Source organism: Bradyrhizobium nivariense, from assembly GCF_029846695.2.
In the GTDB taxonomy this organism is placed as follows: Bacteria; Pseudomonadota; Alphaproteobacteria; order Rhizobiales; family Xanthobacteraceae; genus Bradyrhizobium.
The window spans coordinates 26167-52682 of the sequence record NZ_JARWCR020000067.1 but is presented as its reverse complement, the minus strand read 5'-3'; the positions used below and the strand labels follow the sequence as shown (position 1 = coordinate 52682).

The window sequence follows — 26516 nt, the reverse complement described above, 5'->3', positions numbered from 1 at the left end:
CGTCAATTATCCACGGCGGTAGCCCGCAAGAGCGGAGCTATATGGGGGACGGTATAGACCCCGGATGCCGCTGCGCTCATCTGGGTTATGCTTGCTACCCCTAAGATTTGGGCGTTGGTCTCGCGACAACCTCACGCGCTCTGCTCATGTCGGCTTGGTAAATAGCGTTGAGGCATTGCCCGTTTGAGAGGTCGAGCTGAAAAGGAACCCAGGCATCCTGGATCGGAGTCCATGCCTCGCCAGATAGTTCCAGCCCGCTTCTCTTGAGACTACGAAAGCCGTCCCAGGAAATTCGCGGACTGTGCCATTTAGTATTGTCCGCAGCGATCGCGCAGAAATCAACTATGGTGCGAAATACAACGAACTTCTCTTCTTCGAGAACAAAGATCTCCTCGATTTGAGCTCCAATACGGTCGCGCAAGCTGCGAGTCTCGGGATCGACGACAACGGCTTCCCCCATCGCGATAACGATTACGTCGCTTCCATTCGGATGATTCAGAACCGAACTGAATTGGTCAATCCACCAAGAAAATTACCAACCCACGGTTCCGAATCCAATGGATAGAAGCGAACAACTTGGCCCTCGCGCCATTCGCGAGGGCCGTTCTCGGTGAACGATACGGCTGGGGGGCCGTACGGCGGTAATCCAGGTAGGACTTCAAACCGCATAGTGAGCACGCCGAGTTAGAGCGTCGCTCACAACACCCGATTGCTCTCCTTCACCTTCTCCGCATCCAGATACACGCTTGAGCCCATCTCCTTGAACTTCGCGCTCATCCTGGCCATGCCGTCCTCGGCGGTCCCGCTCATCGACATTCCCACGCCGTTCGGATCATTCAGCGTCGCCGCATAGTCGCGCACGTCCTGCGTGATCTTCATCGAACAGAATTTTGGTCCGCACATCGAGCAGAAATGGGCGACCTTGTGGGCTTCCTTCGGCAGGGTCTCGTCGTGGAAGTTCTTGGCGGTGTCGGGATCGAGGCCGAGGTTGAACTGGTCGCTCCAGCGGAAGTCGAAACGGGCGCGGGAGAGGGCGTCGTCGCGCAGTTGTGCGGCCGGGTGGCCCTTGGCGAGATCGGAGGCGTGGGCGGCGATCTTGTAGGTGATGACGCCGACCTTGACGTCGTTACGATCGGGCAGGCCGAGATGCTCCTTCGGCGTGACGTAGCAGAGCATGGCGCAGCCGAACCAGCCGATCATGGCCGCGCCGATACCTGAGGTGATGTGGTCGTAGCCCGGCGCGATGTCGGTGGTCAGGGGCCCGAGGGTGTAGAACGGCGCCTCGCCGCACTCCTTGAGCTGCTTGTCCATGTTGATCTTGATCTTGTGCATCGGCACGTGGCCGGGGCCTTCGATCATGACTTGGCAGCCCTTGTCCCACGCGATCTTCGTCAGTTCGCCGAGCGTCTCGAGTTCGGCAAACTGCGCGCGGTCGTTGGCGTCGGCGATCGAGCCCGGGCGCAGGCCGTCGCCGAGCGAGAACGAGACGTCGTACTTGCGCATGAGGTCGCAGATCTCGTCGAAATGGGTGTAGAGGAAGCTTTCCTTGTGATGCGCCAGGCACCACTTCGCCATGATCGAGCCGCCGCGCGACACGATGCCGGTGACGCGGTTGGCGGTGAGGTGGATGTATTGCAGCCGCACGCCGGCGTGGATGGTGAAATAGTCGACGCCCTGCTCGCACTGCTCGATCAGCGTGTCCTTGTAGAGCTCCCAGGTCAGCTTGACGGGATCGCCGTCGCACTTTTCCAGCGCCTGATAAATCGGAACGGTGCCGATCGGCACCGGCGCGTTGCGCAGGATCCATTCGCGGGTGGTGTGGATGTTGCGCCCCGTCGAGAGGTCCATCACGGTGTCGGCGCCCCAGCGAATCGCCCACACCATCTTCTCGACCTCTTCCTCGACGGATGACGTCACCGCCGAGTTGCCGATATTGGCGTTGATCTTGGTCAGGAAGTTGCGGCCGATGATCATCGGCTCGAGCTCGGCATGGTTGATGTTGCAGGGAATGATGGCACGTCCCCGCGCGATCTCGGAGCGGACGAACTCCGGCGTGATGAAGGCGGGCACTTCGGCGCCAAAACTTTCGCCGTCGGCAAGGGCTGCTTCCGCGCGTTCGAGCTGCTCTTTGCGGCCGAGATTTTCGCGCGCGGCGACGTAGATCATCTCCTTGGTGATGATGCCGGCGCGGGCGAATTCGAGCTGCGTGATCTTGTGACCGTCGAGGCCGCGCAGCGGCTGGTGATAGGCGCTGAACGCACGCGCGGCCTTGTCGGTGGAGACGCTGCCATTGTCCTCGGGCTTGATCTGGCGGCCCTGATATTCCTCGACGCCGCCGCGCTCGAGCACCCAGGCCTTGCGGCCGCGCGCGAGGCCGGCGTTGACGTCGATGGTCACGGACGGATCGGTGTAGGGGCCGGAGGTGTCATACACCGGCAGGTTCGGCTCGCCGGCGCCTTCGGACAGGATGATCTCGCGCAAGGGCACGCGGATATCAGGCGCGGCGTCGGGCGACGCGAAGATTTTTCGCGACGACGGCAGCGGGCCGGTGGTGACGGCGGGGATGGTCTTGTCGGGGTTGGAGCGGATGTTCATGGGATCCTCTTTAGTTCGTTGATGTCGTTGCGCGTGCGTCAATTGCGACTGTCATCCCCGCGAAAGCGGGGATCCAGTATTCCAGAGGCCTCGATGGGATACGGAGAGGCCGCGGCGTACTGGATCGCCCGGTCAAGCCGGGCGATGACGGCGGAGTGTGTGGAGAGAGCGAGGCTCATCACGCAGCCTCCTTTGACAGGCCGAGCCATTGCCGTACCCGCGCATCGGGGTCGGCGTTCTGGGTGACGTCGGAAACAACGGCGATGGAATCCGCGCCGGCGGCAAAGATCTCCGCGGCGTGCTCGAACTTGATGCCGCCGATCGCGACCAGCGGGATGGTGCCCACGCGCTCCTTCCATTCCGTGATCTTTGGAATGCCCTGCGGTTCGAAGCGCATCGATTTGAGCGTGGTGAAGAAGATCGGGCCCAGCGCGACATAGTCGGGTTTTGCGGCGAGCGCGGTCGCAAGCTCGTCCTCGTCATGGGTGGAGACGCCGAGCGACAGGCCGGCCTCGCGGATCGATTTGAGGTCCGCATCCGCCAAATCTTCCTGGCCGAGATGCAGGTACTTTGCGCCAGCGACGATCGCGGCGCGCCAATAGTCGTTCACGACGAGCTTGGCTTGCGTGCCCTCGGTGATCGCGAGCGCATCGGTGACCATCTGGAGCGACTGCGAATCATCGAGATCTTTCGCGCGCAGCTGGATGGTGCCGACGCCGAGCTTGGTCAGGCGCTCGACCCAACTGAGGCTGTCGACGACGGGGTAGAAGCGATCAGGATACGCGTTGCGATCAGGATACGGCATGCCAAAAAGGTGTCCCAACGACAGGGGTTGAAGGGGAGGCGAAATCGCGGGCGTTCATCAGCCCGGCTTCGTAAGCGGTGCGGCCGGCCTCGATACCGAGTCGGAAGGCATTGGCCATCGCGACGGGATCGGCGGCTTTTGCGATTGCCGTGTTGAGCAGCACGGCGTCATAGCCGAGCTCGAGCGCCTCGGCCGCGTGCGACGGCGCGCCGATGCCGGCGTCGACCACCAGCGTGATATCGGGCAGCCGCTCGCGCATCAGCTTGAGCGCGTCGCGGTTGGTGATGCCTTTCGCGCTGCCGATGGGCGCGGCCCACGGCATCACCACCTTGCAGCCGGCATCGACCAGGCGGTTGGCGACCGAGAGATCCTCGGTGCAATACGGGAACACCTCAAAGCCGTCCTTGATCAAAATGGTCGCGGCTTCCACAAGTCCGACTACATCGGGCTGCAGCGTGTCATTGTCGGCGATGACTTCGAGCTTGATCCAGGATGTCGCAAACAATTCGCGCGCGAGCTTTGCCGTGGTCACCGCCTCGCGCACGCTGCGGCAGCCGGCGGTGTTCGGCAGCACGGTGACGTCGAGCTCGCGGATCAGGTTCCAGAACGCATCGCCGGTCTTGCCGCCGGCGGATTCGCGCCGCAGCGACACCGTGACGATGTTCGAGCCTGAGCTACGGATCGCCGACTGCATGATCGCAGGCGAGGGATAGAGCGCGCTGCCGATCAGGAGGCGGGAAGCGAATTGTTTGCCGTAGAAGGTCACCATGGGGTCGGTGTCTCCTTAAATGTAGCTGTCATCCCCGCGAAGGCGGGGATCCAGTACTCCGCGGCGGCGCGGCTGGAATCGTGAAGCCGCGGCGTACTGGATCGCCCGGTCAAGCCGGGCGATGACAGTTGAGTGTGGGGCAACTGCATAACCATCACCCTCCCTGCCGCGGCGTGATGATCTCGATCTCGTCGCCCGCTTTCAGGTGGGTTTCGGCCCAGCGGCTTTTCGGCACGACGTCGTAGTTGAGCGCGATGGCGAAATGGGTGCCCTCGTAGTCGAGTTCGCTCAGCAGCGCGTCGACGCTGGCCGAGTTGATCTCGCGCTGCTCGCCGTTGACGATCACGCGCATTGCATCACCTCATTGTCGATCTGGCCGCGCTCGACATAAGCGAGCGTCAGCTCGGCCAGAACAGGCGCGATCAGGAAGCCGTGGCGGTAGAGACCGTTCACGCTGATCTTGCCGCCGCGGATGCCGATGCGCGGGAGATTGTCGGGAAAAGCGGGGCGAAGTCCGGAGCCGAATTCGACGATGCGGGCCTCGCCGAAGGCGGGATGCACGGCATAGGCCGCGCCCAGCAGTTCCAGCGCCGAGCGCACGCTGACGCCGGTGTCCTCGGCTTCGATCGAGGTCGCGCCCAGCATGAACAGATTGTCCTCGCGCGGGATCACATAGAGCGGCCAGCGCGGATGGATCAGCCGCACCGGGCGCGCGAGCTGCACCTCGCCGGTCTCGATCAGGATCATCTCGCCCTTGACGCCGCGTAAGTCAGGCTGCTCGTCGCGCGCAGCAAGGCCGCGGCAGTCGATCACGATGCCGTCGAGTTCGGCCGCGCTGACGCAGCTTTCGAATTTGATGGTGCCGCCGGCGGCGCGGATGCGCTCGTGCAGTTTCGGCAGCACGCGGCGCGGCTCGACATGGCCCTCGGTCGGGAAGAACAGCGCGTCGCGGAAGCGGCCTTCGAGCGACGGCTCGAGCTCGGCAAGGTTGGCGGCATCGAGCCGGCGATGGCCCTGCGTCATCCGCGCAAAGCGCTCGAAGTCGTTGCGTTCGCGCGAATGGGCGACGACCAGCGAGCCGTTGAAAGGCGTGTCCGGCAATTCGCGCCGCCAGATATCGAGCGAGCGCAGGCCGAGGCGGCTGATGATGGGTTCTGAAACTTCCGCCTCGCAATAAGGCGCGAGCATGCCGCCGGCCCAATGGCTGGTGGCATCGGTCATTTCGGCGTCACCGCGCTCGTGCAGGGTGACGGCGTGGCCGGCCTGCGCGAACAGCAAGGCCTGCCAGGCGCCCGCGATGCCTGCGCCGATGATGGATACCGTGGAATCCGGTCGTTTGGTCGTCTGCAACATCCCTGTCCCTTCGCCGGCATGACCCGGATCAGGTTCAAAGGGTCACCGCGGTCCTGGGCGGATTTGCCCATTTAGCGGTATCTCAGCTCCTCCTCGGAGCACCCCTCGGAACGGCTCTAATGTAGGCAAGTGACGGGCTGTGTCAACGCGTTTGGCGGGAACCGCACTTACCTGGGCGCCTGCGCCCGGGCGTTGCGGACGCGCTGGGCAAGCTTCCGGTGCGGCACGGCGCCGAATATCGGCTGCGGATTGCCGTTCGGCTCCAGCCAGGTCTCCGTGCTCGCTTGTTGCACCATCTGTTGCGCGGTTTCCTGCCGCTGCCGCTTTGCGACGTAGTAATAGCCGCCCGCAAAATAACGAACGGCTCGCGCGTGATCGCCATTGGCGGCGTGATAGGCGCCGGCGAGGTATTTGACGGCATAGGTGAGGTTGGTGTTGGGATCGCGCAGGCCCGCAGCGTCGCCGGTGTAGCCGACCCCGCGGGCGGTCGCGAGCTTGATCTGCATCAGCCCGATGGTGCCGCCATGGCCGACCAGGCCGGGCTGGTAGCGGCTTTCGCGCATGATCACGCGGTGCACCAGCGCTTCCGGCACGCCGTTGGCGCGCGCATGGGCCGCGACCATCTCGGCATAGTCGGCCTCGCCCGCGAATACGGCCTGCGGCAACGTCAGTCCGGCCGCGAGCAGCGCGGCAATACGTAAAATTTTCATCAGATTTCCCCGAGTGGCCTGCGCCCGGTTGCCGTTAGGACTCCCGAACACGGCGATGATGTGACCAAACGCCGCCGGCAGCGATTCTGCGGCGCAGAGCCGCCATTCCGACTCAAAGCTGGCGCAGATGCGCTTCGGGGCGGACGACCCCCCGCTCGTGACAGCATGCCTGTCTATTCGCGCAGGTACGCGAAAGCGAGTAAGGACGCGTTGCAAATCGGGAGAGGTGCCATGACAAAAGCCAACAAGGCCAAGGCACATTTCGGCGAAATTCCGAGGCAGAACCCATGTGCCCAATGCGGCACGCCGATTCCGGAGCCGGACTGGATCGAGCCGGGCGAGGGACGCATCTCCTATCTCTGGAATTGCCGCGCCTGCAACTATCGCTTCGAGGCGGTGGCGATCTTCGAGCGTGAGGCCTTCGAGCACCCGCCGCTCGCGGCCTGAGCTTACGCCGCCAGCCGCGGCTGCTGCCACACCGGCAATTGCATCCGCACGATCAAGCCGTGCGGCGCGCGGTCGTGCAGCGACAGCTCGCCGCCATGGGCGAGCGCGATCGCGCGCGCGATCGACAGGCCGAGGCCGAAGCCGGTGGAATCGTCCATGGTGCGCGCATCGTCGCCGCGCACGAACGGCTCCAGCATTTCCTGCTTGCGCGCATCCGAAATGCCGGGACCATCGTCCTCGACGTCGATGACGAGCCTGGTGCCTGACATGTCGAGACGGATCGTCACCTCGGCGCCGAAGCGCACCGCGTTCTCGACGAGGTTGGTGACGCCGCGATGCAGATCGTCGGGCCGCGCCGCGGCGGTCGCAGATAGCGGGCCGTCATAGTGCACGACATGGCCCATGTCGCCGAACTGGTCGGCGATGAGCTGCAGCGTGCTCGCGATGTCGACCAGCGTCACCGCCTCGATCTGGCGGTCGTTGCGCAACAGCGACAGCACGGATTCCAGCATCGAGCGCATCTGGTCGAGATCGATCAGCATGCGCTTGCGGTTGCCTTCGTCCTCGATGAACTCGGCGCGCAGGCGCAGCCGCGTGATCGGTGTGCGCAGATCGTGACTGATCGCGGCGAGCATCCGCGTGCGGTCCGACATCAGTCGCGCGATCCGCTCGTGCATGCGGTTGAGCGCGCGCGCGACCGAGCGGATCTCTTCCGGGCCGCGCTCGGGCAGGGGATTCGCCGTCCCGTCCAGGCTGAAGCTTTCGGCCGCCTTTGCAAACGACGACAGCGGCGCGGCGAGCGCATGCGCGGCCCATACGCCGAGCAGCGTCACGCTGATCACCGCAGATAGCAGCGTCGATATCCAGGGATTGCCCCAGAACCAGCCCGGCCGTCCCCGTTCAATATGGCCAGCGATCGTTGTGCCGTCGGGCACCTGGATGCCGATCCGGGACGAGCCGCCGTTCGGCGCCAGCGTGACGACCTTGTAGCCCTCGCCGAGATGGCGGCGCATGCCGTGCAAATGCGGGCCTTCGCTGTCGCCGATGGCCGTCACGGAGCTGGGCGCGATCGCTTCGACCCGCAGATCCGGAAAGGCGCGCGCGATGTCGGCGAGAAGGCGCGGCCGCTCGCTCGCGTCGGCCGCGGACAGCAGCAGCGCGGCATTAGCCAGTTCATGCTCGCTGTCGGGCGGCGCCGTCGCGCGGTCCGGCCGCGTAATCAGAAAACCAGCGGCGATGATGAGATGAAGCGCGACGATCGACACCACGACGAGCGCGGCGATCTGGCCGCTGATGCTCCTGAGATGGAAAAATCCCAAAAGCCGCATGTCAGACGCTCAAGGCTGCCGCGACCGCTTCCGTTCTTACCGCTTCCGTTCTTGGCGTGAACAAATAGCCGCCGGAGCGCACCGTCTTGATGATGGTCGGATCGGCCGGATTGGGCTCGATCTTGCGGCGGATGCGGCTGACGAGCACGTCGATGGAGCGCTCGAACGAGCCGGTGTTGCGCCCCTGCGTGAGGTCGAGCAGGCTGTCGCGCGACAGCACGCGGCCGGGCCGCTCGCAGAACGTCCGCAGCAGGTCGAACTCGGCGCTGGTCACCGCGACGCGCGCGCCTTCGGGATTGCGGAGCTCGCGCAGGCGCAGATCGATGCGCCAGCCTTCGAAGGCGAGCGTGCTGGCGCCTTCGATCGAGCTTGCGGCTTGTGCGGACGCCTGGCGGCGCAGCACCGCGTTGATGCGCGCGAGCAGCTCGCGCGGATTGAACGGCTTCGGCAGATAGTCGTCCGCGCCCATCTCGAGGCCGACGATGCGGTCGATGTCCTCGCCGCGTGCGGTCAGCATGATGATCGGCGTCTGCGCCTCCGCGCGCACCTTGCGGCACAGGCTGAGGCCGTCCTCACCGGGCAGCATGACGTCGAGGATGATGAGGTCGACGCGATGATCGGCCATGGCGCGCGACATCTCGCGGCCGTCGCTCACGGCGGTGACGTTGCAGGCGTTGTTGCGCAGATATTTCGCAATCAACGTCCGGGTTTCGCGGTCGTCTTCGACGACCAGGATGTTGGGATTGAGAATGGCCATGCGCTTTGTTTGTCCAAGATTCGGGCCAAAAGGCGAAGATTTTTGTTTCAGATTGTTTCTAGAGCCCTCGCCGCAACGCAAGGACATCACCGGGCAGTGGAGCGGCAAGGTCTCGTTAAGACCGTTAACCATATCGTGGCGTCGTCGGCTACGAAACCCCGCAAAACCCACGGAGCCATCATGACCTCGATTTCGGCGGCCTCCGCCGGTAACTACCAGTCGCCGTTGCAGCGGCTGCAGCAGGAATTGCAATCGGAAGTTTCCGCCGGCACGGTCTCGTCGTCGGACCAGTCGGCGCTCTCGACGGCGCTGACCGACATCGACACGGCGCTCCAGCAGAGCCGGTCGAGCGATCAGTCGAGCGGTACGCGTCCCTCCAAGGACGACATGAAGTCGAAGATCGACGACCTCATCTCCAACGAGGTGTCGAACGGGACCCTGACCTCGGACCAGGCCGACGAGCTGAAGAACGTGTTCGAGTCCACCTTCGCCAACGGTCCCGGCGGCGCCGGTGGTCCCGGTGGTGCGGGAGGGCCCCCGCCCGGTCCGCCGCCGGATGACAGCTCCTCGGACTCGTCGTCGACGGACTCGACCAGCAGCACGTCGACCGACTCCACCACGGCCGAGATCCTCCAGCAGTTCCTCAAGGCGCTCCAGCAGTCGCAATCGTCGGCGTCGTCCTACGGCGCCAGCGGCAGCTCATCCACCAGCTCGGACTTCTCCGCGCTTCTGATCGACTACAAGAGCTGACCTGAGCGACGCGGGTCGGTGCGGTCCTCGCCGCGATGATGCTTCTTCCCAGGGCGCATCATCGCCGGCGGGGAACCGTGCATCTCGAACGTTCCTGCGGAACGCAGGAACCTTCGTCGCAGTGCAGCGCCATCATTACGCAACGAAATTGCCGCGACTCAGGAACTGCCCGTGTTCAGCGCGGTTCTCTCCACACGAGTTCTGTCGAAGGAGAGGACAACATGTTGATGAAATCGATCGCCGCCGGCCTTGCCGGCACCGCGTTGCTTGCGACCGTTGCGTTCGCACAATCGCCGACCGCCACCACTGACAAGGCGCCGACTGCGGCCACGACGACAACCGCGACCGCTTCCGGCGAGTGGCGTACGTCGAAGATGTCAGGCCTGAGGGTCTACAATGAGGCCAATGAGAACATCGGCTCGATCAACGAGCTGCTGATGGACAAGAACGGCAACATCAAGATTGCCGTGATCGGTGTCGGCGGCTTCCTCGGCATGGGCGAGCATCTGGTCGCCGTGCCTTACGAGAAGCTGAAATTCGCCAACGAGGCGATAGCCTATACCGGCGCCGGCACGAACCCGGGCGCCAAGCCCCCCGCGAGCACGACGACGGGCGCTGCGACCGGCATGGACAAGTCCACGACGCCCACCGCGACGTCTTCGTCGAAGTGGTATCCGGACCACGCCGTGTTCAATGCGTCCAAGGACGAGCTGAAGAACATGCCCGAGTTCAAGTATTCGGAGTAATGCGGCTCGCTTGACGGCCTAAACGAAGCGCGCCCGGTTTTCACCGGGCGCGCGGTCGCTCGTAATGACGCAGGATGTTCGCTCAGTGCGTCACCAGCGGGCAGCCGCCCCTGCCGAGCGGGCGGAACGCCTCGTCGCCGGGGACGGTGGCGATGAGCTTGTAGAGGTCCCACTCGCCCTTGGATTCCTCAGGCTTCTTGACCTCGAACAGATACATGTCGTGGACCATGCGGCCGTCGATGCGGATATTGCCGTTCTTGGCGAAGAAGTCGTTGACCGGCGTGGCGCGCATCTTTTCCATCACCTTCGGCGCCTCGTCGGTCTTGATGTCTTCGATCGCCTTCAGATAGTGCATGGTCGCCGAATAGAGGCCGGCCTGGATCATGGTCGGCATGTGGCCGACCTTCTCGTTGAAGCGCTTCGAGAAGGCGCGCGTCTCCTCGTTCATGTCCCAGTAGAACGCGTCGGTCACGATCAGGCCTTGCGTGGCCTTGATGCCGAGCGAATGCGTGTCGGTGATTTCCTGCAACAGCGCGATCATCTTCTGGCCGCCTTGCGTCAGGCCGAACTCGGCCGCCTGCTTCAGCGCGTTGGTGGTGTCGCCGCCGGCATTGGCCAGCGCGACCACCTTGGCCTTGGAGGCCTGGGCCTGGAGCAGGAAGGAGGAGAAGTCCGACGAGTTGAGCGGATGGCGGACCTCGCCGAGCACCTTGCCACCGCTCTCCTTGACCACGTTGGCGGCGTCGCGCTGCAGCGCCATGCCGAAGGCGTAGTCGGCGGTGACGAAGAACCAGGTGTCCTCGCCGCGCTTCACCATCGCCTTGCCGGCGACGTTCGACAGCGCATAGGTGTCGTAGGTCCAGTGCACGGTGTTGGGCGAGCAGGCGACGCCGGTGATGTCGGAGGAGCCGCCGCCGGAATTGATGTTGATCTTGTTCTTCTCGCGCGTCAGCGCCGAGATCGGCAGCGCCACCGAGGAGGTCGGCACGTCGAAGATCGCGTCGACCTTGTCGTTGTCGTACCAGTTGCGGGCGATGTTGACGCCGACATCAGGCTTGTTCTGGTGATCGGCGGCGACCACCTGCACGGGCTTGCCGGCGACCTTGGCGCCGTAATCGGCGACCGCCATCTCGACGGCGGCAAGCGAGCCCTTGCCGGTCGCGTCCGCATAGAGGCTCGACATGTCCGTGAGCACGCCGATCTTGACGACGTCGTCGGAAATCTGCGCTTGCGCCGCGCCTGACGTGGCGGCAAGAGCGAGACCGGCCGCGACCGCGGCGATGAGTTTTTGCATATGTTTCTCCCTCAGCGTTGTTGTTTGGGTTTGTTGCGGGGACCGTTCTAGCGAGAAACGGTCGCGGCAGCTAAGCCAAAGATGCGTGAGGGGGTGGAGAAATAAGCAGGGCGCGACGGTGTTTCCTTCGCCTCTCCCGCTTGCGTGAGAGGCCGACGCGCTCGCAGAGCGCGGCGGGTGAGGGCTCTTGCCTCGCAGGGACGTTCTCCGCAATGCTCAACAATCCCGACGCGGAGACACCCCCACCCCAGCCCTCCCCCGCAAGCGGGAGAGGGAGCCCAGTGCCGATGCCGCCGCATCGTGCACACCATATGCGATAGCCCTGCCGCTTGCGGGGAGAGGGAGAAGTTAAGCTCAGGCGCTGCCGCCCTTGAGCCGTTCGTTGCGTCGGCGCAGGCCTTCCAGGGTGGCGAGAAGGATGACCGATACGGTCGTCAGAATCACCGCCGCTGCCGTGATGGTCGGGCTGATGTTCTCGCGGATGCCGCTGAACATCTCGCGCGGCAGGGTGCGCTGTTCCGGACCTGCCATGAACAGCACGATCACCACCTCATCGAAGCTGGTCGCGAATGCGAACAGCGCCCCCGATGCCAGGCCGGGCAGGATCAGCGGCAGGATCACGCGGCGGAACGCATAAAGCGGCGAGGCGCCGAGGGAGGCGGCGGCGCGTGCCAAATTGGTGTCGAAGCTTTGCAGCGTCGCGCCGACCGTGATCACCACAAAGGGCGTCGCCAGCGCAGTGTGGGCCAGGATCAAGCCGAGATAGCTGCCGGTCAGTCCGATCGGCGCGAAGAAGAAATACAGGCCGACCGCGGTGATGACACCGGGCACGACGACCGGCGACAGCACGAAGGCCAGCACGAGCGGCTTGAACCGGCTCTTCCACTGCGCCAGCCCCAGCGCGGCCAGCGTGCCAAGCACCATGGACAGCAGGGTCGAGGCGACGCCTATGATCATGCTGTTCTTCAGCGAATTCATCCAGCGCGGCGAATTGATGAAGTCGTCGTACCAGCGCAAGGAGAGGCCCGGCAGCGGATAGGTGAGGTACGAGCCCGAGCTGAAGGACAGCGGCATGATCGCAAGGATCGGCGCCATCAGGAAGATGAACACCAGCGTGGAGACAATGATAGTCGCGGTCCACGCGATACGCTGGCTCGGCGTGAGGAGCGAGGGATTGTCGCTCAATTCTTCATCCCTCCCGTGACCTGCTGGCCCTGCACCAGCTTTCCGTAGACGAGAGCGAGCAGAACAGTGGCGAGCAGCAGCACCGCACCCAGTGCCGAAGCAAGGCCCCAATTGGCCGTCTCGTTCGTGTAGAGCGCGATAAAGTAGCTGATCATTTGATCGGCGGCGCCCCCGACGAGTGCCGGCGTGATGTAGTAGCCGAGCGCCAGGATGAAGACGAGCAGGCTTCCCGCGCCGATGCCGGGCAGGGTTTGAGGCAGGTAGATCCGCAGGAAGGCGGCGACCGGTGGCGCACCGAGCGAGGCGGCGGCACGCATGTAAGCGGGCGAGATCGCCTTCATGCTGCTGTACAGCGGCAGGATCATGAACGGCAGGAGAACGTGGGTCATTGCCACGCAGACACCGAAGCGGTTGTAGATCAGGCGCAACGGCTCGTCGATGATGCCAAGCCAGAGTAGGCCGTCGTTCACGACGCCTTTGCTCTGCAACAGAACGATCCAGGCGCAGGTGCGGACCAGAAGCGAAGTCCAGAAAGGCAGCAGGACGAAGATCATCAGCAGATTCGACCGGCCCGGCGGCAGCGTCGCCAGCAAGTAAGCGACCGGGAAGCCAAGGATCAGGCAAAGTGCCGTGACACTGAGGCTGATGATGAAGGTGCGGGCGAAAACGTCGCGGTAGATGGCCTGATCCGGCGGGGCTGCGACGATCGTGCTGTCCACGTTCCGCGTCAGGTCGAGCGCCGCCAGCAGGTAGAAGCCGGTCATTGGGCCGCTGGCGTCCTTGATCGTCGTCCAGGTGGTGCGTTCGCGCCAGGCCGGGTTGATCTTGCCCAGCGCCTCCTTGGCCGTGCCAGGCTCCGGCACTGCCTTCAGATTGCGTGCAGTGCTGGTCAGGATGGTGCGGAAGCCGTTCAGCGCGTAGTTGAGCCGCTTGGCCGCGATGGCGATGGTGCCCGAGGCGCGCGCCGCCAGGATGTCGCTTGCGAGCGCCGCGTAGGCCTTTTCATCCGGCAGGTCCTTGCCGTCCCAGCTCGCGAGAGCAGCGACGGTTTGAGGCAGAACTTGACGCACCTCCCGGTCATCGACCGCGCGCCACAGCATGCCGGCGATCGGGCCTGCGAAGGTGAAGAGCAGGAAGACGAGAAGTGGCAGAATTAGTGCCAGCGCCTTGATCTGGCGCGCGCGCTCCGCCTGCTTCAGACGGCGCTTGAGCGGCACCTTGGCCAACGCATCGGCGCCGGTTGAGGAGGCTGCCGTCATCGGGAGCCCCATTGTGACCGGACATCTCTCGCCATTTTGGCTGTGGCAATCGCGTGTGGCCCTTCAGAGCGGCCTGAGCAAGCGCCTCGTCCTTCGAGACGACCGCTTCGCGGTCTCCTCAGGATGAGGCTCTCTGACGTCGCTGCCGCGCACTCCGTCCTCATCCTGAGGAGCCCGCCTAAGGCGGGCGTCTCGAAGGATGGCCGCGACGAAACTGCTGTCAATGCGCGCCGCACGCCGGTTCGGCCGCGCGCTATTTCGCTGCCCATTTGTTGAAGCGCTCAGTCAGGCGGTCGATGTTCTCGAGCCAGAAGGCAACGTTGATCTCGACCGCGTTCTTGATGTTATCAGGCGCTGTCGGCAGGTCCTTCAGAACGGCGGGCGCGAGCAGAGCGGCTGCGTCCTTGTTCGAGGTGCCATAAGCAATGTTCTCCGACAGTTTTGACTGGTTCTCCGCTTTGCCCGCGAAGTCCAGGAACTTGTAGGCGGCGTCCTTGTTCGGGCTACCCTTGAGGATGACCCAGCTATCGAGGGTGAAGAGCGCTCCGTCCCACACCATGCCGAAATTCTTCTTCTCGTTCTTGTTCGCGGTGTCGATGCGGCCATTGTAGACCGAGGTCATCGCCACCTCGCCGGAGGCGAGCAATTGCGGGGGCTGGGCGCCGGCCTTCCACCAGACGATGTCGCCTTTGATGGTGTCGAGCTTCTTGAACGCGCGATCGACGCCTTCGTCGGTCGCCAGCACCTTGTAGACGTCCTTTGGCGCGACGCCGTCGGCCATGAGGGCGATCTCCAGCGTGGTCTTCGGGCCTTGACGCAGGCCGCGCTTGCCCGGAATCTTCTTGGTGTCGAAGAAGTCGACCCAGCCCGCAGGCGCGCCCTTCAGCTTGTCCTTGTCGTAGCCGAGCACGAAATCGTAGAGGATGGCGCCGACGCCGCAGGGATTGACTGACGGCGGGATGTAGGCGGCCTCGCCGCCGATTTTGGAATAATCCAGCTTCTCGAACAGGCCTTCCTCGCAGCCGACCGCGAGCTCGTCGCTCTCGACCTGGACGACGTCCCAGGTGGCGGCACCGCCCTGCACCTTGGCGCGCAACACGCCGACGCCGCCGTCCCAGGACTCGTCGTTCATCGGAACACGGGCCGTTTTCTTGAACGGCTCGAAATAGACCTTCTTCTGGGCATCCTGATAGGCGCCGCCCCACGATACGACGGTGAGGTCACGCGCCTGCGCGACCGTCGCCAGCGCAGCGCTGGCGGTGAGCGCCGCGGCGAAACCCAGAGCAATCTTGCCAGTCTTGCGCTTCAGCATGGTCTTTGTTCCTTCTTCATCTGCGTTGCGTTGAGGTTGATCGATGCGGGTCCGGATCAGACGGGATCGAGGGCCAGGCAGTCCTCCGGGCGGAAGGTGACGAACACGTCTTCGCCGGGTGTGAGATTGTGAAGCGCACCCGGCTGAAGCTTGACCATGAACTCGGCATTCCCACTGACGTCGAGCACGGCCAGCGCGTGGTCGCCGAGATAGATGGTGTTCTTCACCTTGGCCGGCAGCCGGTTCGGTTCGTCGCTGGAGGTGCCATCCGGGATAATGGCGATCCGCTCCGGCCGCACCGACAGGGAGGTCGATGCGCCCGCGCCTGATACATTGACCGCGCGTGCGGTCACGGCGCCGCCACCGGCCAGCGCAACGCGGCAATATTCTTTTTCGACCGTCTCGACGGTGCCGGCCAGCACATTGTTCTCGCCTATGAAATGGGCGACGAAGCTGTTCACCGGATGCTCATACAGCGCGTCGGGCCTGTCGATCTGCTGCACGATGCCGTCATTGAACACGGCGATGCGGTCCGACATGGTGAGCGCTTCACTCTGATCGTGGGTGACGTAGACGACGGTGATGCCCATTGTCTCGTGCAGTTGCTTGATCTCCAGTTGCATCTGCTCCCGCAGGCGCTTGTCCAGGGCGCCCAGGGGCTCGTCCATCAGCACGAGTTGCGGATTGAAAACCAGGGCGCGGGCCAGGGCCACGCGCTGCTGCTGACCGCCGGACAGCTGCCCGGGCCGCCGGTGCGCCAGGGTTTCCATCTTGATCATGCGCAACGCCGCTCTCACGCGCTCCTGAGCTTCGGCCTTGTTCGTGTTGCGGACGGACAGCGGGAAGGCGATATTCTCCGCAATCGTCAGGTGCGGAAACAAGGCATAGTTCTGGAAAACCATGCCGATGTCGCGCTTGTGTGGCGGCACGTTCTTGATCGGCCGGTCAGCGAGGTGGATCTCGCCATGGGTCGGAACCTCGAAACCGGCCAGCATCATCAGGGTGGTCGTCTTGCCCGAGCCCGACGGGCCAAGCAGGGTGATGAACTCGCCCTTCCTGATTTCGAGATCGAGGTTCTTCACCACGAGGTGCTCGCCATCGTAGGTCTTCTGAATGCCGGAAAAGCGCACCAGCGCCGGCGCAGGCGTGACCATGCCGGCTTCCATGTCGTCCTCGCGTCATCAGCTACAGTGCTGTCAGCACCTCGTCCGAGGTTGCGAGAAACAGCTTAGCATCCTCCGACCAGAATGCCAGCGGCGCAAGCGACGACGCGCACGGACCCGTTGCGGAAAGGCGCGCGCTACATCCCCGACAGTTTCGTCACGGACACATTCAGCGTGCCGCCGGCTTCCGCGATCACGCGCAGTGTCTTGGAATCGAAGGCGATGTCGGCGAGGGTCAGGCTGTCGATCCTGGCCTCGACCTTGAGGCCGTCCTCGTTCTTCTGGTAGTCGGCGATCGCGGCGGCGATCTTCTCGCGTGCGTTGGCGGCTATCGGCTTCAGGTCGACCGTCGCTTTCTGCACCAGCGCCTGCTGCATCTGCGGCACCACCGCGCGCGCCGCGGCCCCGAGCAGGCCGAAGGCCGCCTCGGACTCCACCGCGAGCTGGATGTCGGCGAGCCGCAGCGTCTGCTGCGCCTGGTCGAGCATCGGCCGGCCCCAGATGTGCACCGTCGCTTCGGCGCCGAGACCGAGCCAGCTCTTCTTCTCCTTGGCGCGCACCAGAAGCGAGATCAGGAGGCGCTCGCCCGACGGGATCACGTTGACGCTCTTGACGGTGACGTCCACCGGACCGGAGCCGTCCTCGGGATAGGTGTGGCCGACCATCTGCGCCGCGATCAGCTTGTTGATCTCGGTGAAGGGCACGTCGATCGGCACGCCGATGTTCACGCCGGTGCCGGTCGGCGGCACGATCGAGATCTTGTCGGGGAACGGGCAGTCGGGCTTGGTCGGCGTCGAGGTGACGCGCGTCTCCGCTTCCAGGCCCATCAGCAGGGTCACGGCCTGCGCGTCGACGCGCGGCTGCGCCGCAATGGCGCGGATCGGCTTCATCTCCAGCCAGAGCGGCGGCAGTGCGGCCGAGGAGCCCGAGCCTTGCAGCGGGATCGAGCGGCAGGCCTTGGCCCATTGCACCTTCGCGTTCTCCCGCAAGCTCGGATCGTTGCGCATGCGTTCGGAGACGGCGTTGATCTGTTCGCCGACGGTCTTGTCGATCAGCGGCTTCACCTGGGCCGGCACGTTGACCTTGGCGCCGGCGACCGAAAGGTTGGTGTCGCCGAGATTGACCTGGGCGCCGAGATTGGGCTCGAGATGCCAGTTGGCCGCGAGCTTCGGCCGCGCGGTCACGACCACGTTGCCCTTGATCTCGGCGCTGGCGTTCAAATTCTTGATGTTGACCGCGCCGATCTGTTTCGCGGCATTGCCGCCGAGCACGCTGCCGAGCGCCTCGCCGAGGGCACCGGTGGCTTTCGACGACAGCGAGCCCGTCACGTTCAGCTTGCCCGTGAGCGGCGTCGACAGTGTCAGCACGTCCTTGTCGCCGACAGCCGACATCGGTCCGCGCACGGCGGACCAGCCGATGTCGGCGTCTTGCAGGATTTGCGAGATCGGGTTCTCGGCCTTGCCGGCGAAATTGCGGGGGGCGGCCTTCTCGGCCTGCTCGCGGATCGCCGACAGCGCGATGGTGACCGGCGCCACCACGATCGAGCTCTTCGCGACCGGGGGCAGCGGTGGCAGTTGCGCGACCGGTGGCGCGGAATTCGTCGCACGCGGCGACAACCAGTCCATCGCCTTCAGGCTGATGAAAAACGACGCCGCGAGCACCGCGACGGCGATCAGGATAGTCTTCAAATTCAGCGTTAGTCGCATCAATCCCCCAGGCCGCCCGGGGCAGAAGTCTACAGGGCAGGCGAGGAGGGCGCTAGAGCGCACGGATGGGGTGGAATTGGGGCGAACAGGTTAACGGCTGCGAACGCACCGTTGCCGCGCATTCGTCATTGCGCACCTAGCTGCGCTTCGGACGGCGGACCGCTCTCACATTGCCGCGACTTCCGCCACCGCAGAAGAAGCGATCGCCGCCGTCGGACTCCAATCCTGAGACCATTGTCCCGGCGGGCAGGTCGAGTTGCTCCAGCACCTTGCCCGTATCGGGGTCGATCCGCCTGATGTCGCTGTCCTCGCCTTCCCAGGTCCCGTGCCAGAGCTCGCCGTCCACCCAGGTCACCCCGGTGACGAAGCGCTTGCTTTCGATGGTGCGGAGAACCTTCCCCGTCTGGGGATCGACCTGATGGATCTTGCGTTCCCGATACTGCCCGACCCAGAGCGAGCCCTCGGCCCAGGCCAATCCGGAGTCGCCACCGCCGCCAGGCGCCGGGATGGTGGCGAGCACCTTGCCGGTTGCAGCGTCGATCTTCTGGATGCGGTCCTCGGCGATCTGGAACAGGTGCCGGCCGTCAAACGCCGTTCCCGCGTGCGCGGCGACATCGATGGAGCGGGCGATCTTGCCATCGGTCGGATCGACCGCATTCAACCTGTCGCCGGATGCGAACCACATATGGGTGCCGTCATAGGTGACGCCGTGCACGGCTTCGACGCCCGCAAAGGGCCCGTATTCCCTGACGATCTCGGCGGCTGAACGTTTCATCTGCTTGATCCCTGTGTGATGACCATCCTACGTCTTCAGGAGCGGTCCGGGGAGTAACAAGCCTGTCGGGAAACCCGGGACCGGCGGGGTCATCCAGCGCCGCGCCCGTCCGTGTCCGAAGAACTGCACCTTGTTCGATCGCGCCAGCTGTTCGAGGGCACGCTGCACGGTGCGCGCGCTCGTTCCCAGCGCCAGTGCGAGCGCCGAGCTCGACCAGGGCTCGCCGTCGGAGAGGAGGGCGAGCACCGTGGCGTGCTTTTCCTCGACAGGCCGTGCCAGCACGAGAACCTGCCGCGTCTTGCGAGGTGTCAGCGCAAAACCATGCCTGGTCGCGCTGACATCGGCGAGAAGCTTGAGCTTGGTGCGGAGCCGCCCGATTTCGACGCGCAGCCGGGCGCGATGCGATTCATCGACGTGCCTTGCCTGAAACGCTCCCGTGATCAACGCTTCCCGCGAGACATCCGCGGGCCAGGCCTGCGCCAGGATGCGGGCGAGCGCGAACAGCACCGGCCGCCTTCCGAGCGGCACGAGGATGCCCCGCCTGCGAACCGCGTGATGGAACGTGTCCACGACAAGCGCCTCCGACGTCGCGAGGTCCTCGACCTCCTTGAGCAGCAACGGCCGTTCGTGCCCGCGCGTGATCAGGCGTGCCGCGGGCGTGTCGAGCACGAGGCTCGTGCTTTCGACCTCGGCCGCAAGCGCAGCAATGCCGGCCTGCCGTGCTGCGCGAGCCGCGCGGCCGAGCGCCGCGCGCGCGTCTTTCGTTCTGAGCCGCCTGATTGCGACGCCGGCGATCACGAGCTCGCGGGCGACCTGCGAAGCCGGGGGCAGCAGCGTGGTGTTGATTTCGGCCAGCGTGCGTTCGGCCTCGTCGAGGCGCCCGACGAGGAGAAGACGACGCGCCTCGATGTGACCCGCATGGGCGGCGTTGGCGAGATCGCCATGCCCTTCGAGCGTCGCCCGCGCGGCCGCGAGCGTCTTCGCCGGCCAATTCAGGTCGCGCGAGACGAGCGCGATCTCGGCTTCGGCCACCACGCACCTTGCGCGCGCCACGGCCTCTCTCGGACCGAAGGCGCGTGCGGCGCTGCGCAGCAGCGTCTTCGCCTTCGCGAGATCGCCGAGCTGCGCCATCGCGATGCCGCGCAGCGCCAGCGAAGGTGCATCGTTGCGCAGTGCAACGCGGTTCAGCGCGCCGAGCGGATCGCCGGCTTCGAGCGCGCGCGCCGCCGCCGTGATCAGCGACTCCATTCAAATCCCGCCACACTTGTTACTCCCACCGCGCAACTGTCCGGTGCGAGAGATCGTTGACGACCGACAATGTGCGGTGAGGGGCGACCGGTTCCGCATCTCGCATAGCGCGACGCGGGATGGCCGCTCGGGCAAAAAGTCAAGCAAGAGGTTTGGAGAGCCATGATGACATCAGCTGAAAACGCAGGAAATAACCGACTGGCCGCCATGCAAACACCGCCGGTGGTATCGTCGCAGGACTGGGAGGCAGCCCGTCAGCAACTGCTCGTGAAGGAAAAGGCGCATACCCGTGCCCGCGACGCCTTGGCCGCCGAACGCCGGCGCATGCCGTGGATGGAAGTCACTAAAACCTATGCGTTCGAGGGGCCCGGCGGCAAGGTCAGTCTGCCCGACCTGTTCCAGGGCCGGCGGCAGCTGATCGTCTACCGTGCCTTCTTCGAGCCGGGCGTGTTCGGCTGGCCCGATCATGCCTGCCGCGGCTGCTCCATGGTGGCCGACCAGGTCGCCCATGTCGCGCACCTGAACGCCCGCGACACCACGCTGGTGTTCGCCTCGCGCGCGCCGCAGGCCGATATCGCACGGCTGAAGCAGCGGATGGGCTGGACCATGCCATGGGTCACCGTCACCGACAGTTTCGATGCCGATTTCGGCGTCGATGAATGGCACGGGACGAACGTGTTCTTCCGCGACGGCGACCGCATTTTCCGCACCTATTTCGTCAAGAGCCGGGGCGACGAGCAGATGGGCGGCACCTGGAACTATCTCGACATCACGCCGCTGGGACGCCAGGAGGTCTGGGAGGATTCGCCGAAAGGCTATCCCCAGACGCCGACCTATAAATGGTGGAACTGGCACGACAGCTACACCGAAGGTGCCGCGCCCGACAAGAAATGGGTCGAGATCTCGGCCGCCGGCGAGAAGGCTTTTCGCGAGGAGGCCGCAGGCGAAAGGAAATGACCAATCCCGTCAGCGCGGCCGCCGGCGCCAGCCGTGATGGCGTCATGGCCGCCCGTCACCTCGCCAGATGGCTGGGGCTGGCGGCCACGCCGACCTTCGCGATCATGGCCGTGCTGACGGCCGTGCTCGGCGCTCCGGCGGACATGCTGTGCGCTGCCGGACACGGCTCTTTGCTGGGCGGGATGGTGCCGATGTATCTGCTGATGACCGCGTTTCATTCGGCGGCGTGGCTGAGGCTGATCGCGGAGCGGCGAGGCAGGGCGGCGTGAGTAGCGTCCCGCGTGGTGCCCGCCTCGTCCTTCGAGACGCCCGCTTACGCGGGCTCCTCAGGATGAGGCTCAACGGGCATTCTGCGGGTTGCGGTAGGCGTGGCAAAGCGGAGGTCTTTCGTCGAGTAGCTTGAGCGATGCACTCAGCCCTCATCCTGAGGAGCCCGCCGCAGGCGGGCGTCTCGAAGGATGATGAGATCCGCGCTTGGCCAATTCATGCAGCTCAGCAAAATCGCCGCGCATGAAGGCTTCCTTCTTGGCGCGGCTCCATTTCTTGAGTTTGCGCTCGCACTCAATCGCGTCGGTGATCCTGCCGAACCATTGGGAGAAGGCCAGCGTCACCGGTCTGCGTGACTTAGTATAGCCGCCGAATGTGCCGGCGTTGTGCTGCGCGATTCTGATCTCAAGCTCAGTGCGCGTCGTTCCGATGTAGTAGCTGCCGTCGGCGCATCTGAGAATGTAGAGATACGCGCCTTCTGTCATCGTGCCGGCCCCATCCTTCGAGACGCGCGCAAGGGCGCGCTCCTCAGGATGAGGCTAACTGGCATCTGTGACGTAGTGCAAGTGCTGCGGGCAGATTGGTGGCCGCGCACCCGCCCTCATCCTGAGGAGCCCGCTGGAGGCGGGCGTCTCGAAGGATGCGCCGTGATTTCCAATGCAAACCAGAGCGGTGCGCCGGGCCGCTATTGCCCGCCCGCCGCCTGCAAATAAGCAACCACTTTCGCCGCTTCTTCTGCCGAGACACCACCATAGGGCTGCATCTTGTTGCCGGACACGACCTCGTCCGGCTTGACCATGAAGCGGGTGAGCTTGTCCTGGTCCCAGACGAAGCCGGCTTCTTTCATCGACGGAGAATAGTTGTAGTTCGGCAGCGAGCCTGCCTTGCGTCCGACAATCTTGCTGAGGTTGGGACCAAGGCGATTGTCGCCCTCCTTCACGGAGTGGCAGGTGCGACATGAATTATTGAAGGCTTGTTGGGCCGCGTCGCTCGCCGGCTGCTGCGCGAGCGAGGAGGGCGCGGACAGCAGCAGCGTCAATGCGCCGGCGATCGCGCGCAGCCATGTACCTGGCGGCGTTTGCGGGCGTGGTTGCATTTGCGCCTCCGTCGGGCATCGCGCCGCAGCACGCGCGCGCATCGGGATGCCGAGGGCAAACGAAAACGGCTCCGGTGGGTTCCGGGGCCGCTTGCGTCACAATGTCCTGTCGCTTACCGCGTTGCGGCTCCAAGGTCCGCGCGGCGTTCCGTCATCGGCAGCACGATCACCTTGGTGCCGACATTGACGCGAGAGTAGAGATCCGAGACGTCGTCATTGGTCAGGCGAATGCAGCCGGAGGAGACGTGCTTGCCGATGGTGTCGGGCGCGTTGGTGCCGTGGATGCGGTAAATTGTGCCACCGAGATACATGGCGCGGGCCCCGAGCGGGTTGCCGGGGCCGCCGGCCATGTGGCGCGGCAGATAGGGCTGGCGGACGATCATCTCCGGCGGCGGGGTCCAATCCGGCCACTCCGCCTTCTTGGTCACCGACTGGGTGCCGGACCAGGTGAAGCCGTCGCGGCCGACGCCGATGCCATAGCGCATCGCCTGGCCGTTGCCGAGCACGAGATAGAGGTAGGTGTTGGGCGTATCGATGATGATGGTGCCCGGCGCCTCGCGCGTCGCGTAGGAGACCGTCTGGCGGCGGAACCGCGCCGGCGTTTCGACGGCGTCCTGATCTTCGGACGGCGCGGCCTGATAGGGCGTCGCTTGATAAGGCTGGTATGGCTGCGGCGCTGCGATCGGCGGCAGCGGCTGGAAGAACGGGAAGAGCTGCACGGGCGCGGCCTTGGCCGGGCCGGCGAACGCGATCGCGGTAACAGCCACTGCGCCAAAAGCAACGGCGCGCGAATAATTCTTCAACGTGTCCAGATTGATCATTGGTCGCCCCTGTTTGCGCGGTGTTTCTTGGTCACCCCGGCACCGTTTCGGTGCTCTGTTGCGTAAATCACTAACGACAAGAAGTTTCGGGACGTTTGCGCGGAAACCCGAAAACGGTTTCGTCGCGGCAAGGATTGTTTCATGACAGTTTCGTGGCCCCGCCAGCCCGTTAACGAACAAAACAGTGGGCCGACACTTCTATGACGTCACACGCCTGAAATATCCGTGGTTGATGGTCCTAAGCCGAGAATCATCAAACTCTCGGGATTTCCCCATGCGGGTATTAATCGCGACTGACGCCTGGCATCCGCAGGTCAACGGTGTGGTGCGGACGCTGACCTCGCTGGCCGGCGCTGCCAAGGCATTGGATGTCGAGATCGACTTCCTGACGCCGGACGGCTTTCGGTCGTGGCCGTTGCCGACCTATCCGGGGCTGCGCATTGCCCTGCCGAGCGGCAAAGAGATCGCGCGGCGGATCGAGAAGGCTGCGCCGGAAGCCCTGCACATCGCGACCGAGGGACCGATCGGCTGGGCGGCGCGGGCCTATTGCCGGCGAAACCGGCTCGCCTTCACCACCTCCTACACCACGCGCTTTCCGGAATACGTCTCGGTGCGGACCGGCATTCCGGCTGCCGTCGGCTACGCCGTGCTGCGCCATTTCCACGATGCCGCCGCGATGACGATGGTGGCGACGCCCTCGCTGCGGCAGGAGCTCTCCGAGCGCGGCTTCAAGCGGCTCGGCTTCTGGACGCGCGGCGTCAACACCGAACTGTTCCATCCCGACAGTCCGGTAGAGCTCGATCTGCCCGGGCCGATCTTCATGACCATGGGCCGCGTGGCGGTGGAGAAGAATCTCGAAGCATTCCTCTCGCTCGACCTGCCCGGCACCAAGGTCGTCGTTGGCGACGGCCCGCAGAAGGCCGCCCTTGAGAAGAAGTATCCGGACGTGGTCTTCCTCGGCGAGAAGAAGGGCGCCGATCTCACCGCCCATCTCGCCGCCGCCGACGTGTTCGTGTTTCCGAGCCTCACCGACACGTTCGGTGTGGTGCAGCTCGAAGCACTCGCCTGCGGCACGCCGGTTGCGGCGTTTCCGGTGACCGGACCCAAGGACGTCATCGCCGATCACCCGATCGGCGCGATCGACCACGATTTGCGTACCGCGTGCCTGCGCGCGCTCGCCATGTCGCGCGAGACCTGCCGCAACTTCGCGCTGGAACGTTCCTGGGAAAACAGCGCGCGCCAGTTCGTCGGCAACCTCACTTCACTTCAGCCCAGCCGTGCCTTGCGCGCCTCGCCGGTCATGGCGCGGCAGCCGGTGCGCGGTTGACCCCAACGTTTTGAACCACAGCGAGAACCTCATCGATGGCTAAGATCATGAACCTTGACGGCACCCAGCAGCTCGACCTCACCCGTGGCACGGTCGAGCAGGCGTATGACCGCTGGGCACCCGTCTACGACCTCGTGTTCGGAGGCGTGTTCGCCAAGGGCCGGCAGGCCGCGATCGCGGCCACCAACAAGATCGGCGGCCGCGTGCTCGAGGTCGGCGTCGGTACCGGCATCTCGCTGCCGCTCTACGCGCCGCATCTGCGCATCTTCGGCACCGACATTTCGGAAGCGATGCTCGACAAGGCGCGCCAGCGCGTCGTCGAGGGCAAGCTGAAGAACGTCGAGGGCCTCGCGGTGATGGATGCCGAGAAGCTCGAATTCCCCGACAACTGCTTCGACGTCGTGATGGCGCAATACGTCGTCACGGCCGTGCCGAATCCGGAAGTCGCCCTGGACGAATTCGCCCGCGTGCTGCGCCCGGGCGGCGAGCTGATCATCCTCACCCGCGTCAGTGCCGATACCGGCATGCGCCGCTTCATCGAGCAGAAGCTCCAGCCGGTGGTGCGCCCGCTCGGCTTCCGCACCGCCGAGTTCGCCTGGTCGCGTTACGCCAAGTGGCTGGCCGGTGCCAACGGCATCGAGCTCGCCGAGCGCCGCCTGATTCCGCCGCTCGGTCATTTCTCGCTGGTGCGCTTCCGCAAGATCGACGTCGCCAAAGCGGCGTAACTGTTGCCCCTCATGGTGAGGAGGCACGTAGCGCCGTCTCGAACCACGAAGGCCCGTGCTGCTGCACCTCGGCCTTCATCCTTCGAGACGCGTGTTCCGCGCTCCTCAGGATGAGGGGAGAAAGTAACCGTGCGTCATCGCGCCGCTGCACATCGTCACATGACAAAATGATGATGTCACACGGCGTACACCGAATCCCTGTAAATCCTGAACCCGAAAGCATTTTGGGGGAGAGCATGATCAAGAATTATCTCGAGCAGCTGCGGATCCAGCGCTGGGACGACCATCGCTACTATCACCATAGCCGCATCAATCAGAGCCTGCACTTCGTCAGCGCGGCGAGCTTCCTGTTCGCCTATGTCTGGCTGTTCATCGATCCCATGGTCTCCGCGCTGGTCGGCTGGCTGGTCTCGATGACCTCGCGCCAGGCCGGTCACTTCTTCTTCGAGCCGCACGGCTACGACCAGATCAACCAGGCGACGCACGAGCACAAGGAAGAGATCAAGGTCGGCTACAATCTTCAGCGCAAGGTGGTGCTGATGTCGATCTGGGCGCTGTCGCCGGTGGTGCTGTTGGTCGATCCCACGCTGTTCGGACTGTTCACGCCCTGGGCGGGCGCGACCGACTTCATGCGGCAGGTCGCCAAGATCTGGCTCGTTGTCGGCGGCGGCGGTCTGATGTTCCGCACGGTGCACCTGTTTTTCATTCGCGACGTCGAGACCGGCCTGGTCTGGATGACGAAGATCCTGACCGACCCCTTCCACGACCTGATGCTCTACCGCAACGCGCCGCTGGCGCTGATGCGCGGCGAGCTGATGGACCCCGGCCTGCACCTCAACCCCGAGCACACGCTGGGCCTCATCGGCGAACCCACGCTCGAAGAGCAGCACGCCTGAGCGCGCCGTTCTCACCAAGGCCTCCGATGTCTGATGGTTGCGTCATGCCCGGGCTCGTCCCGGGCATCCACGTCTTGAGCATCCTAGTCTTGGGGGCTGGAAACGCGATGTTTCCTTCACCTCTCCCCGCGTGCGGGGAGAGGTCGAATTTGCGCGCAGCGCGAATTCGGGTGAGGGGGGCTCTCGGCGTATCCAACTGCCACCGACTTCGTGGAGAGTCCCCCT

The 26516-nt window shown here is 64.7% G+C and carries 28 protein-coding genes and 1 riboswitch; of the genes, 9 read left to right on the top strand and 19 right to left on the bottom strand.

Annotated elements, in window-relative coordinates; genetic code table 11:
- Positions 1–301 precede the first annotated feature (301 nt).
- Positions 302–565, top strand: a complete 264-nt coding sequence (locus QCM77_RS36160) for a hypothetical protein (RefSeq protein ID WP_280096148.1) — start codon at positions 302–304, stop codon at positions 563–565.
- A 131-nt stretch (positions 566–696) separates the two neighbouring features.
- On the opposite strand, the gene thiC is transcribed toward QCM77_RS36160, so the two are convergent.
- From thiC to QCM77_RS36130, 6 genes are all read right to left on the bottom strand, one after another.
- A complete protein-coding gene (gene thiC, locus QCM77_RS36155) occupies positions 697–2595 on the bottom strand; it encodes a phosphomethylpyrimidine synthase ThiC (protein WP_280096147.1) in 1899 nt (632 codons plus the stop codon).
- Positions 2596–2773: 178 nt separating this feature from the next.
- Positions 2774–3400, bottom strand: coding sequence for a thiamine phosphate synthase (locus QCM77_RS36150; protein ID WP_280096146.1), 627 nt, complete (start codon positions 3398–3400; stop codon positions 2774–2776).
- Entirely contained in the window at positions 3387–4169 is a 783-nt protein-coding gene (locus QCM77_RS36145; protein WP_279690869.1) for a thiazole synthase, read from the bottom strand. Before QCM77_RS36145 ends, QCM77_RS36150 begins: the two co-directional genes overlap by 14 nt.
- Before the next feature lie 154 nt (positions 4170–4323).
- Complete coding sequence (gene thiS / locus QCM77_RS36140; protein WP_092228243.1) at positions 4324–4521, bottom strand: sulfur carrier protein ThiS; 198 nt, start codon at positions 4519–4521, stop codon at positions 4324–4326.
- Entirely contained in the window at positions 4512–5522 is a 1011-nt protein-coding gene (locus tag QCM77_RS36135; RefSeq protein ID WP_280096145.1) for an FAD-dependent oxidoreductase, read from the bottom strand. The genes thiS and QCM77_RS36135 overlap by 10 nt, the downstream gene beginning before the upstream one ends.
- A riboswitch (TPP riboswitch) is annotated at positions 5510–5638 on the bottom strand. It overlaps the preceding gene by 13 nt.
- Positions 5639–5689: 51 nt before the next feature.
- Positions 5690–6232, bottom strand: a complete 543-nt coding sequence (locus QCM77_RS36130; protein ID WP_279690862.1) for a transglycosylase SLT domain-containing protein — start codon at positions 6230–6232, stop codon at positions 5690–5692.
- A gap of 231 nt (positions 6233–6463) precedes the next feature.
- On the opposite strand from QCM77_RS36130, the gene QCM77_RS36125 reads away from it, so the two are divergent.
- Positions 6464–6679, top strand: a complete 216-nt coding sequence (locus QCM77_RS36125) for a hypothetical protein (RefSeq protein ID WP_279660915.1) — start codon at positions 6464–6466, stop codon at positions 6677–6679.
- Positions 6680–6681: 2 nt separating this feature from the next.
- Here QCM77_RS36125 and QCM77_RS36120 read toward each other — a convergent pair whose 3' ends face one another.
- Positions 6682–8007, bottom strand: a complete 1326-nt coding sequence (locus QCM77_RS36120; RefSeq protein WP_280096144.1) for an ATP-binding protein — start codon at positions 8005–8007, stop codon at positions 6682–6684.
- 1 nt (position 8008) lies between these two features.
- The gene (locus QCM77_RS36115; protein ID WP_279660917.1) at positions 8009–8764 is read right to left on the bottom strand and encodes a response regulator; all 756 of its coding nucleotides are present in this window, start codon (positions 8762–8764) and stop codon (positions 8009–8011) included.
- Positions 8765–8944: 180 nt separating this feature from the next.
- Here QCM77_RS36115 and QCM77_RS36110 point away from each other — a divergent pair, with 180 nt between their 5' ends.
- Positions 8945–9514 (top strand): hypothetical protein, encoded by a 570-nt coding sequence (locus QCM77_RS36110; protein WP_279660918.1) that lies wholly within the window; start codon positions 8945–8947, stop codon positions 9512–9514.
- A gap of 221 nt (positions 9515–9735) precedes the next feature.
- Positions 9736–10260, top strand: coding sequence for a PRC-barrel domain-containing protein (locus QCM77_RS36105; protein WP_279690856.1), 525 nt, complete (start codon positions 9736–9738; stop codon positions 10258–10260).
- Between the two features lie 82 nt (positions 10261–10342).
- Here QCM77_RS36105 and QCM77_RS36100 read toward each other — a convergent pair whose 3' ends face one another.
- From QCM77_RS36100 to QCM77_RS36065, 8 genes are all read right to left on the bottom strand, one after another.
- Positions 10343–11554, bottom strand: coding sequence for an ABC transporter substrate-binding protein (locus tag QCM77_RS36100; RefSeq protein ID WP_280096143.1), 1212 nt, complete (start codon positions 11552–11554; stop codon positions 10343–10345).
- A gap of 354 nt (positions 11555–11908) precedes the next feature.
- The gene (locus QCM77_RS36095; protein WP_279660921.1) at positions 11909–12739 is read right to left on the bottom strand and encodes an ABC transporter permease; all 831 of its coding nucleotides are present in this window, start codon (positions 12737–12739) and stop codon (positions 11909–11911) included.
- The gene (locus tag QCM77_RS36090; RefSeq protein WP_279660922.1) at positions 12736–13998 is read right to left on the bottom strand and encodes an ABC transporter permease; all 1263 of its coding nucleotides are present in this window, start codon (positions 13996–13998) and stop codon (positions 12736–12738) included. Before QCM77_RS36090 ends, QCM77_RS36095 begins: the two co-directional genes overlap by 4 nt.
- 253 nt (positions 13999–14251) lie before the next feature.
- Positions 14252–15310: an ABC transporter substrate-binding protein gene (locus QCM77_RS36085; RefSeq protein WP_279660923.1), complete on the bottom strand. Its 1059-nt coding sequence runs from the start codon at positions 15308–15310 to the stop codon at positions 14252–14254.
- Between the two features lie 56 nt (positions 15311–15366).
- Positions 15367–16476, bottom strand: a complete 1110-nt coding sequence (locus tag QCM77_RS36080; RefSeq protein ID WP_279690849.1) for an ABC transporter ATP-binding protein — start codon at positions 16474–16476, stop codon at positions 15367–15369.
- 134 nt (positions 16477–16610) lie between these two features.
- Positions 16611–18179 (bottom strand): DUF4403 family protein, encoded by a 1569-nt coding sequence (locus tag QCM77_RS36075; RefSeq protein ID WP_280096142.1) that lies wholly within the window; start codon positions 18177–18179, stop codon positions 16611–16613.
- A gap of 136 nt (positions 18180–18315) precedes the next feature.
- Complete coding sequence (locus tag QCM77_RS36070) at positions 18316–18954, bottom strand: Vgb family protein (RefSeq protein WP_280096141.1); 639 nt, start codon at positions 18952–18954, stop codon at positions 18316–18318.
- Positions 18955–18981: 27 nt separating this feature from the next.
- Complete coding sequence (locus tag QCM77_RS36065; RefSeq protein WP_280096140.1) at positions 18982–20202, bottom strand: helix-turn-helix domain-containing protein; 1221 nt, start codon at positions 20200–20202, stop codon at positions 18982–18984.
- A gap of 162 nt (positions 20203–20364) precedes the next feature.
- Here QCM77_RS36065 and QCM77_RS36060 point away from each other — a divergent pair, with 162 nt between their 5' ends.
- Both QCM77_RS36060 and QCM77_RS36055 read left to right on the top strand, forming a co-directional pair.
- Positions 20365–21159 carry a DUF899 domain-containing protein gene (locus QCM77_RS36060; RefSeq protein WP_280096139.1) on the top strand — a complete coding sequence of 265 codons (795 nt, stop codon included), beginning with the start codon at positions 20365–20367 and terminating at the stop codon, positions 21157–21159.
- The gene (locus QCM77_RS36055; protein ID WP_279660929.1) at positions 21156–21428 is read left to right on the top strand and encodes a hypothetical protein; all 273 of its coding nucleotides are present in this window, start codon (positions 21156–21158) and stop codon (positions 21426–21428) included. The genes QCM77_RS36060 and QCM77_RS36055 overlap by 4 nt, the downstream gene beginning before the upstream one ends.
- 150 nt (positions 21429–21578) lie before the next feature.
- Here the strand turns inward: QCM77_RS36055 and QCM77_RS36050 are convergent, their stop codons facing one another.
- The 3 genes from QCM77_RS36050 to QCM77_RS36040 form a co-directional block, all read right to left on the bottom strand.
- Entirely contained in the window at positions 21579–21911 is a 333-nt protein-coding gene (locus QCM77_RS36050; RefSeq protein ID WP_279660930.1) for a GIY-YIG nuclease family protein, read from the bottom strand.
- A gap of 200 nt (positions 21912–22111) precedes the next feature.
- Entirely contained in the window at positions 22112–22522 is a 411-nt protein-coding gene (locus tag QCM77_RS36045) for a c-type cytochrome (protein WP_280096150.1), read from the bottom strand.
- 113 nt (positions 22523–22635) lie between these two features.
- Complete coding sequence (locus QCM77_RS36040) at positions 22636–23343, bottom strand: L,D-transpeptidase (protein WP_280096138.1); 708 nt, start codon at positions 23341–23343, stop codon at positions 22636–22638.
- Positions 23344–23617: 274 nt separating this feature from the next.
- Between QCM77_RS36040 and QCM77_RS36035 the strand changes: the two genes are divergently transcribed.
- The 3 genes from QCM77_RS36035 (at position 23618) to QCM77_RS36025 (ending at position 26291) form a co-directional block, all read left to right on the top strand.
- The gene (locus tag QCM77_RS36035) at positions 23618–24670 is read left to right on the top strand and encodes a glycosyltransferase family 4 protein (RefSeq protein ID WP_280096137.1); all 1053 of its coding nucleotides are present in this window, start codon (positions 23618–23620) and stop codon (positions 24668–24670) included.
- 35 nt (positions 24671–24705) lie between these two features.
- Positions 24706–25395: a class I SAM-dependent methyltransferase gene (locus QCM77_RS36030; RefSeq protein ID WP_280096136.1), complete on the top strand. Its 690-nt coding sequence runs from the start codon at positions 24706–24708 to the stop codon at positions 25393–25395.
- A gap of 236 nt (positions 25396–25631) precedes the next feature.
- Positions 25632–26291, top strand: a complete 660-nt coding sequence (locus tag QCM77_RS36025; RefSeq protein WP_280096135.1) for a hypothetical protein — start codon at positions 25632–25634, stop codon at positions 26289–26291.
- Positions 26292–26516: the final 225 nt, after the last annotated feature.

Bases quoted from the DNA above. Each gene is read 5' to 3' on its own strand.
- thiC (WP_280096147.1), bottom strand. From the start codon at position 2,595: ATGAACATCCGCTCCAACCCCGACAAGACCATCCCCGCCGTCACCACC.
- QCM77_RS36150 (WP_280096146.1), bottom strand. From the start codon at position 3,400: ATGCCGTATCCTGATCGCAACGCGTATCCTGATCGCTTCTACCCCGTC.
- QCM77_RS36145 (WP_279690869.1), bottom strand. From the start codon at position 4,169: ATGGTGACCTTCTACGGCAAACAATTCGCTTCCCGCCTCCTGATCGGC.
- thiS (WP_092228243.1), bottom strand. From the start codon at position 4,521: ATGCGCGTGATCGTCAACGGCGAGCAGCGCGAGATCAACTCGGCCAGC.
- QCM77_RS36135 (WP_280096145.1), bottom strand. From the start codon at position 5,522: ATGTTGCAGACGACCAAACGACCGGATTCCACGGTATCCATCATCGGC.
- QCM77_RS36130 (WP_279690862.1), bottom strand. From the start codon at position 6,232: ATGAAAATTTTACGTATTGCCGCGCTGCTCGCGGCCGGACTGACGTTG.
- QCM77_RS36125 (WP_279660915.1), top strand. From the start codon at position 6,464: ATGACAAAAGCCAACAAGGCCAAGGCACATTTCGGCGAAATTCCGAGG.
- QCM77_RS36120 (WP_280096144.1), bottom strand. From the start codon at position 8,007: ATGCGGCTTTTGGGATTTTTCCATCTCAGGAGCATCAGCGGCCAGATC.
- QCM77_RS36115 (WP_279660917.1), bottom strand. From the start codon at position 8,764: ATGGCCATTCTCAATCCCAACATCCTGGTCGTCGAAGACGACCGCGAA.
- QCM77_RS36110 (WP_279660918.1), top strand. From the start codon at position 8,945: ATGACCTCGATTTCGGCGGCCTCCGCCGGTAACTACCAGTCGCCGTTG.
- QCM77_RS36105 (WP_279690856.1), top strand. From the start codon at position 9,736: ATGTTGATGAAATCGATCGCCGCCGGCCTTGCCGGCACCGCGTTGCTT.
- QCM77_RS36100 (WP_280096143.1), bottom strand. From the start codon at position 11,554: ATGCAAAAACTCATCGCCGCGGTCGCGGCCGGTCTCGCTCTTGCCGCC.
- QCM77_RS36090 (WP_279660922.1), bottom strand. From the start codon at position 13,998: ATGACGGCAGCCTCCTCAACCGGCGCCGATGCGTTGGCCAAGGTGCCG.
- QCM77_RS36085 (WP_279660923.1), bottom strand. From the start codon at position 15,310: ATGCTGAAGCGCAAGACTGGCAAGATTGCTCTGGGTTTCGCCGCGGCG.
- QCM77_RS36080 (WP_279690849.1), bottom strand. From the start codon at position 16,476: ATGGAAGCCGGCATGGTCACGCCTGCGCCGGCGCTGGTGCGCTTTTCC.
- QCM77_RS36075 (WP_280096142.1), bottom strand. From the start codon at position 18,179: ATGCGACTAACGCTGAATTTGAAGACTATCCTGATCGCCGTCGCGGTG.
- QCM77_RS36070 (WP_280096141.1), bottom strand. From the start codon at position 18,954: ATGAAACGTTCAGCCGCCGAGATCGTCAGGGAATACGGGCCCTTTGCG.
- QCM77_RS36065 (WP_280096140.1), bottom strand. From the start codon at position 20,202: ATGGAGTCGCTGATCACGGCGGCGGCGCGCGCGCTCGAAGCCGGCGAT.
- QCM77_RS36060 (WP_280096139.1), top strand. From the start codon at position 20,365: ATGATGACATCAGCTGAAAACGCAGGAAATAACCGACTGGCCGCCATG.
- QCM77_RS36055 (WP_279660929.1), top strand. From the start codon at position 21,156: ATGACCAATCCCGTCAGCGCGGCCGCCGGCGCCAGCCGTGATGGCGTC.
- QCM77_RS36050 (WP_279660930.1), bottom strand. From the start codon at position 21,911: ATGACAGAAGGCGCGTATCTCTACATTCTCAGATGCGCCGACGGCAGC.
- QCM77_RS36045 (WP_280096150.1), bottom strand. From the start codon at position 22,522: ATGCAACCACGCCCGCAAACGCCGCCAGGTACATGGCTGCGCGCGATC.
- QCM77_RS36040 (WP_280096138.1), bottom strand. From the start codon at position 23,343: ATGATCAATCTGGACACGTTGAAGAATTATTCGCGCGCCGTTGCTTTT.
- QCM77_RS36035 (WP_280096137.1), top strand. From the start codon at position 23,618: ATGCGGGTATTAATCGCGACTGACGCCTGGCATCCGCAGGTCAACGGT.
- QCM77_RS36030 (WP_280096136.1), top strand. From the start codon at position 24,706: ATGGCTAAGATCATGAACCTTGACGGCACCCAGCAGCTCGACCTCACC.
- QCM77_RS36025 (WP_280096135.1), top strand. From the start codon at position 25,632: ATGATCAAGAATTATCTCGAGCAGCTGCGGATCCAGCGCTGGGACGAC.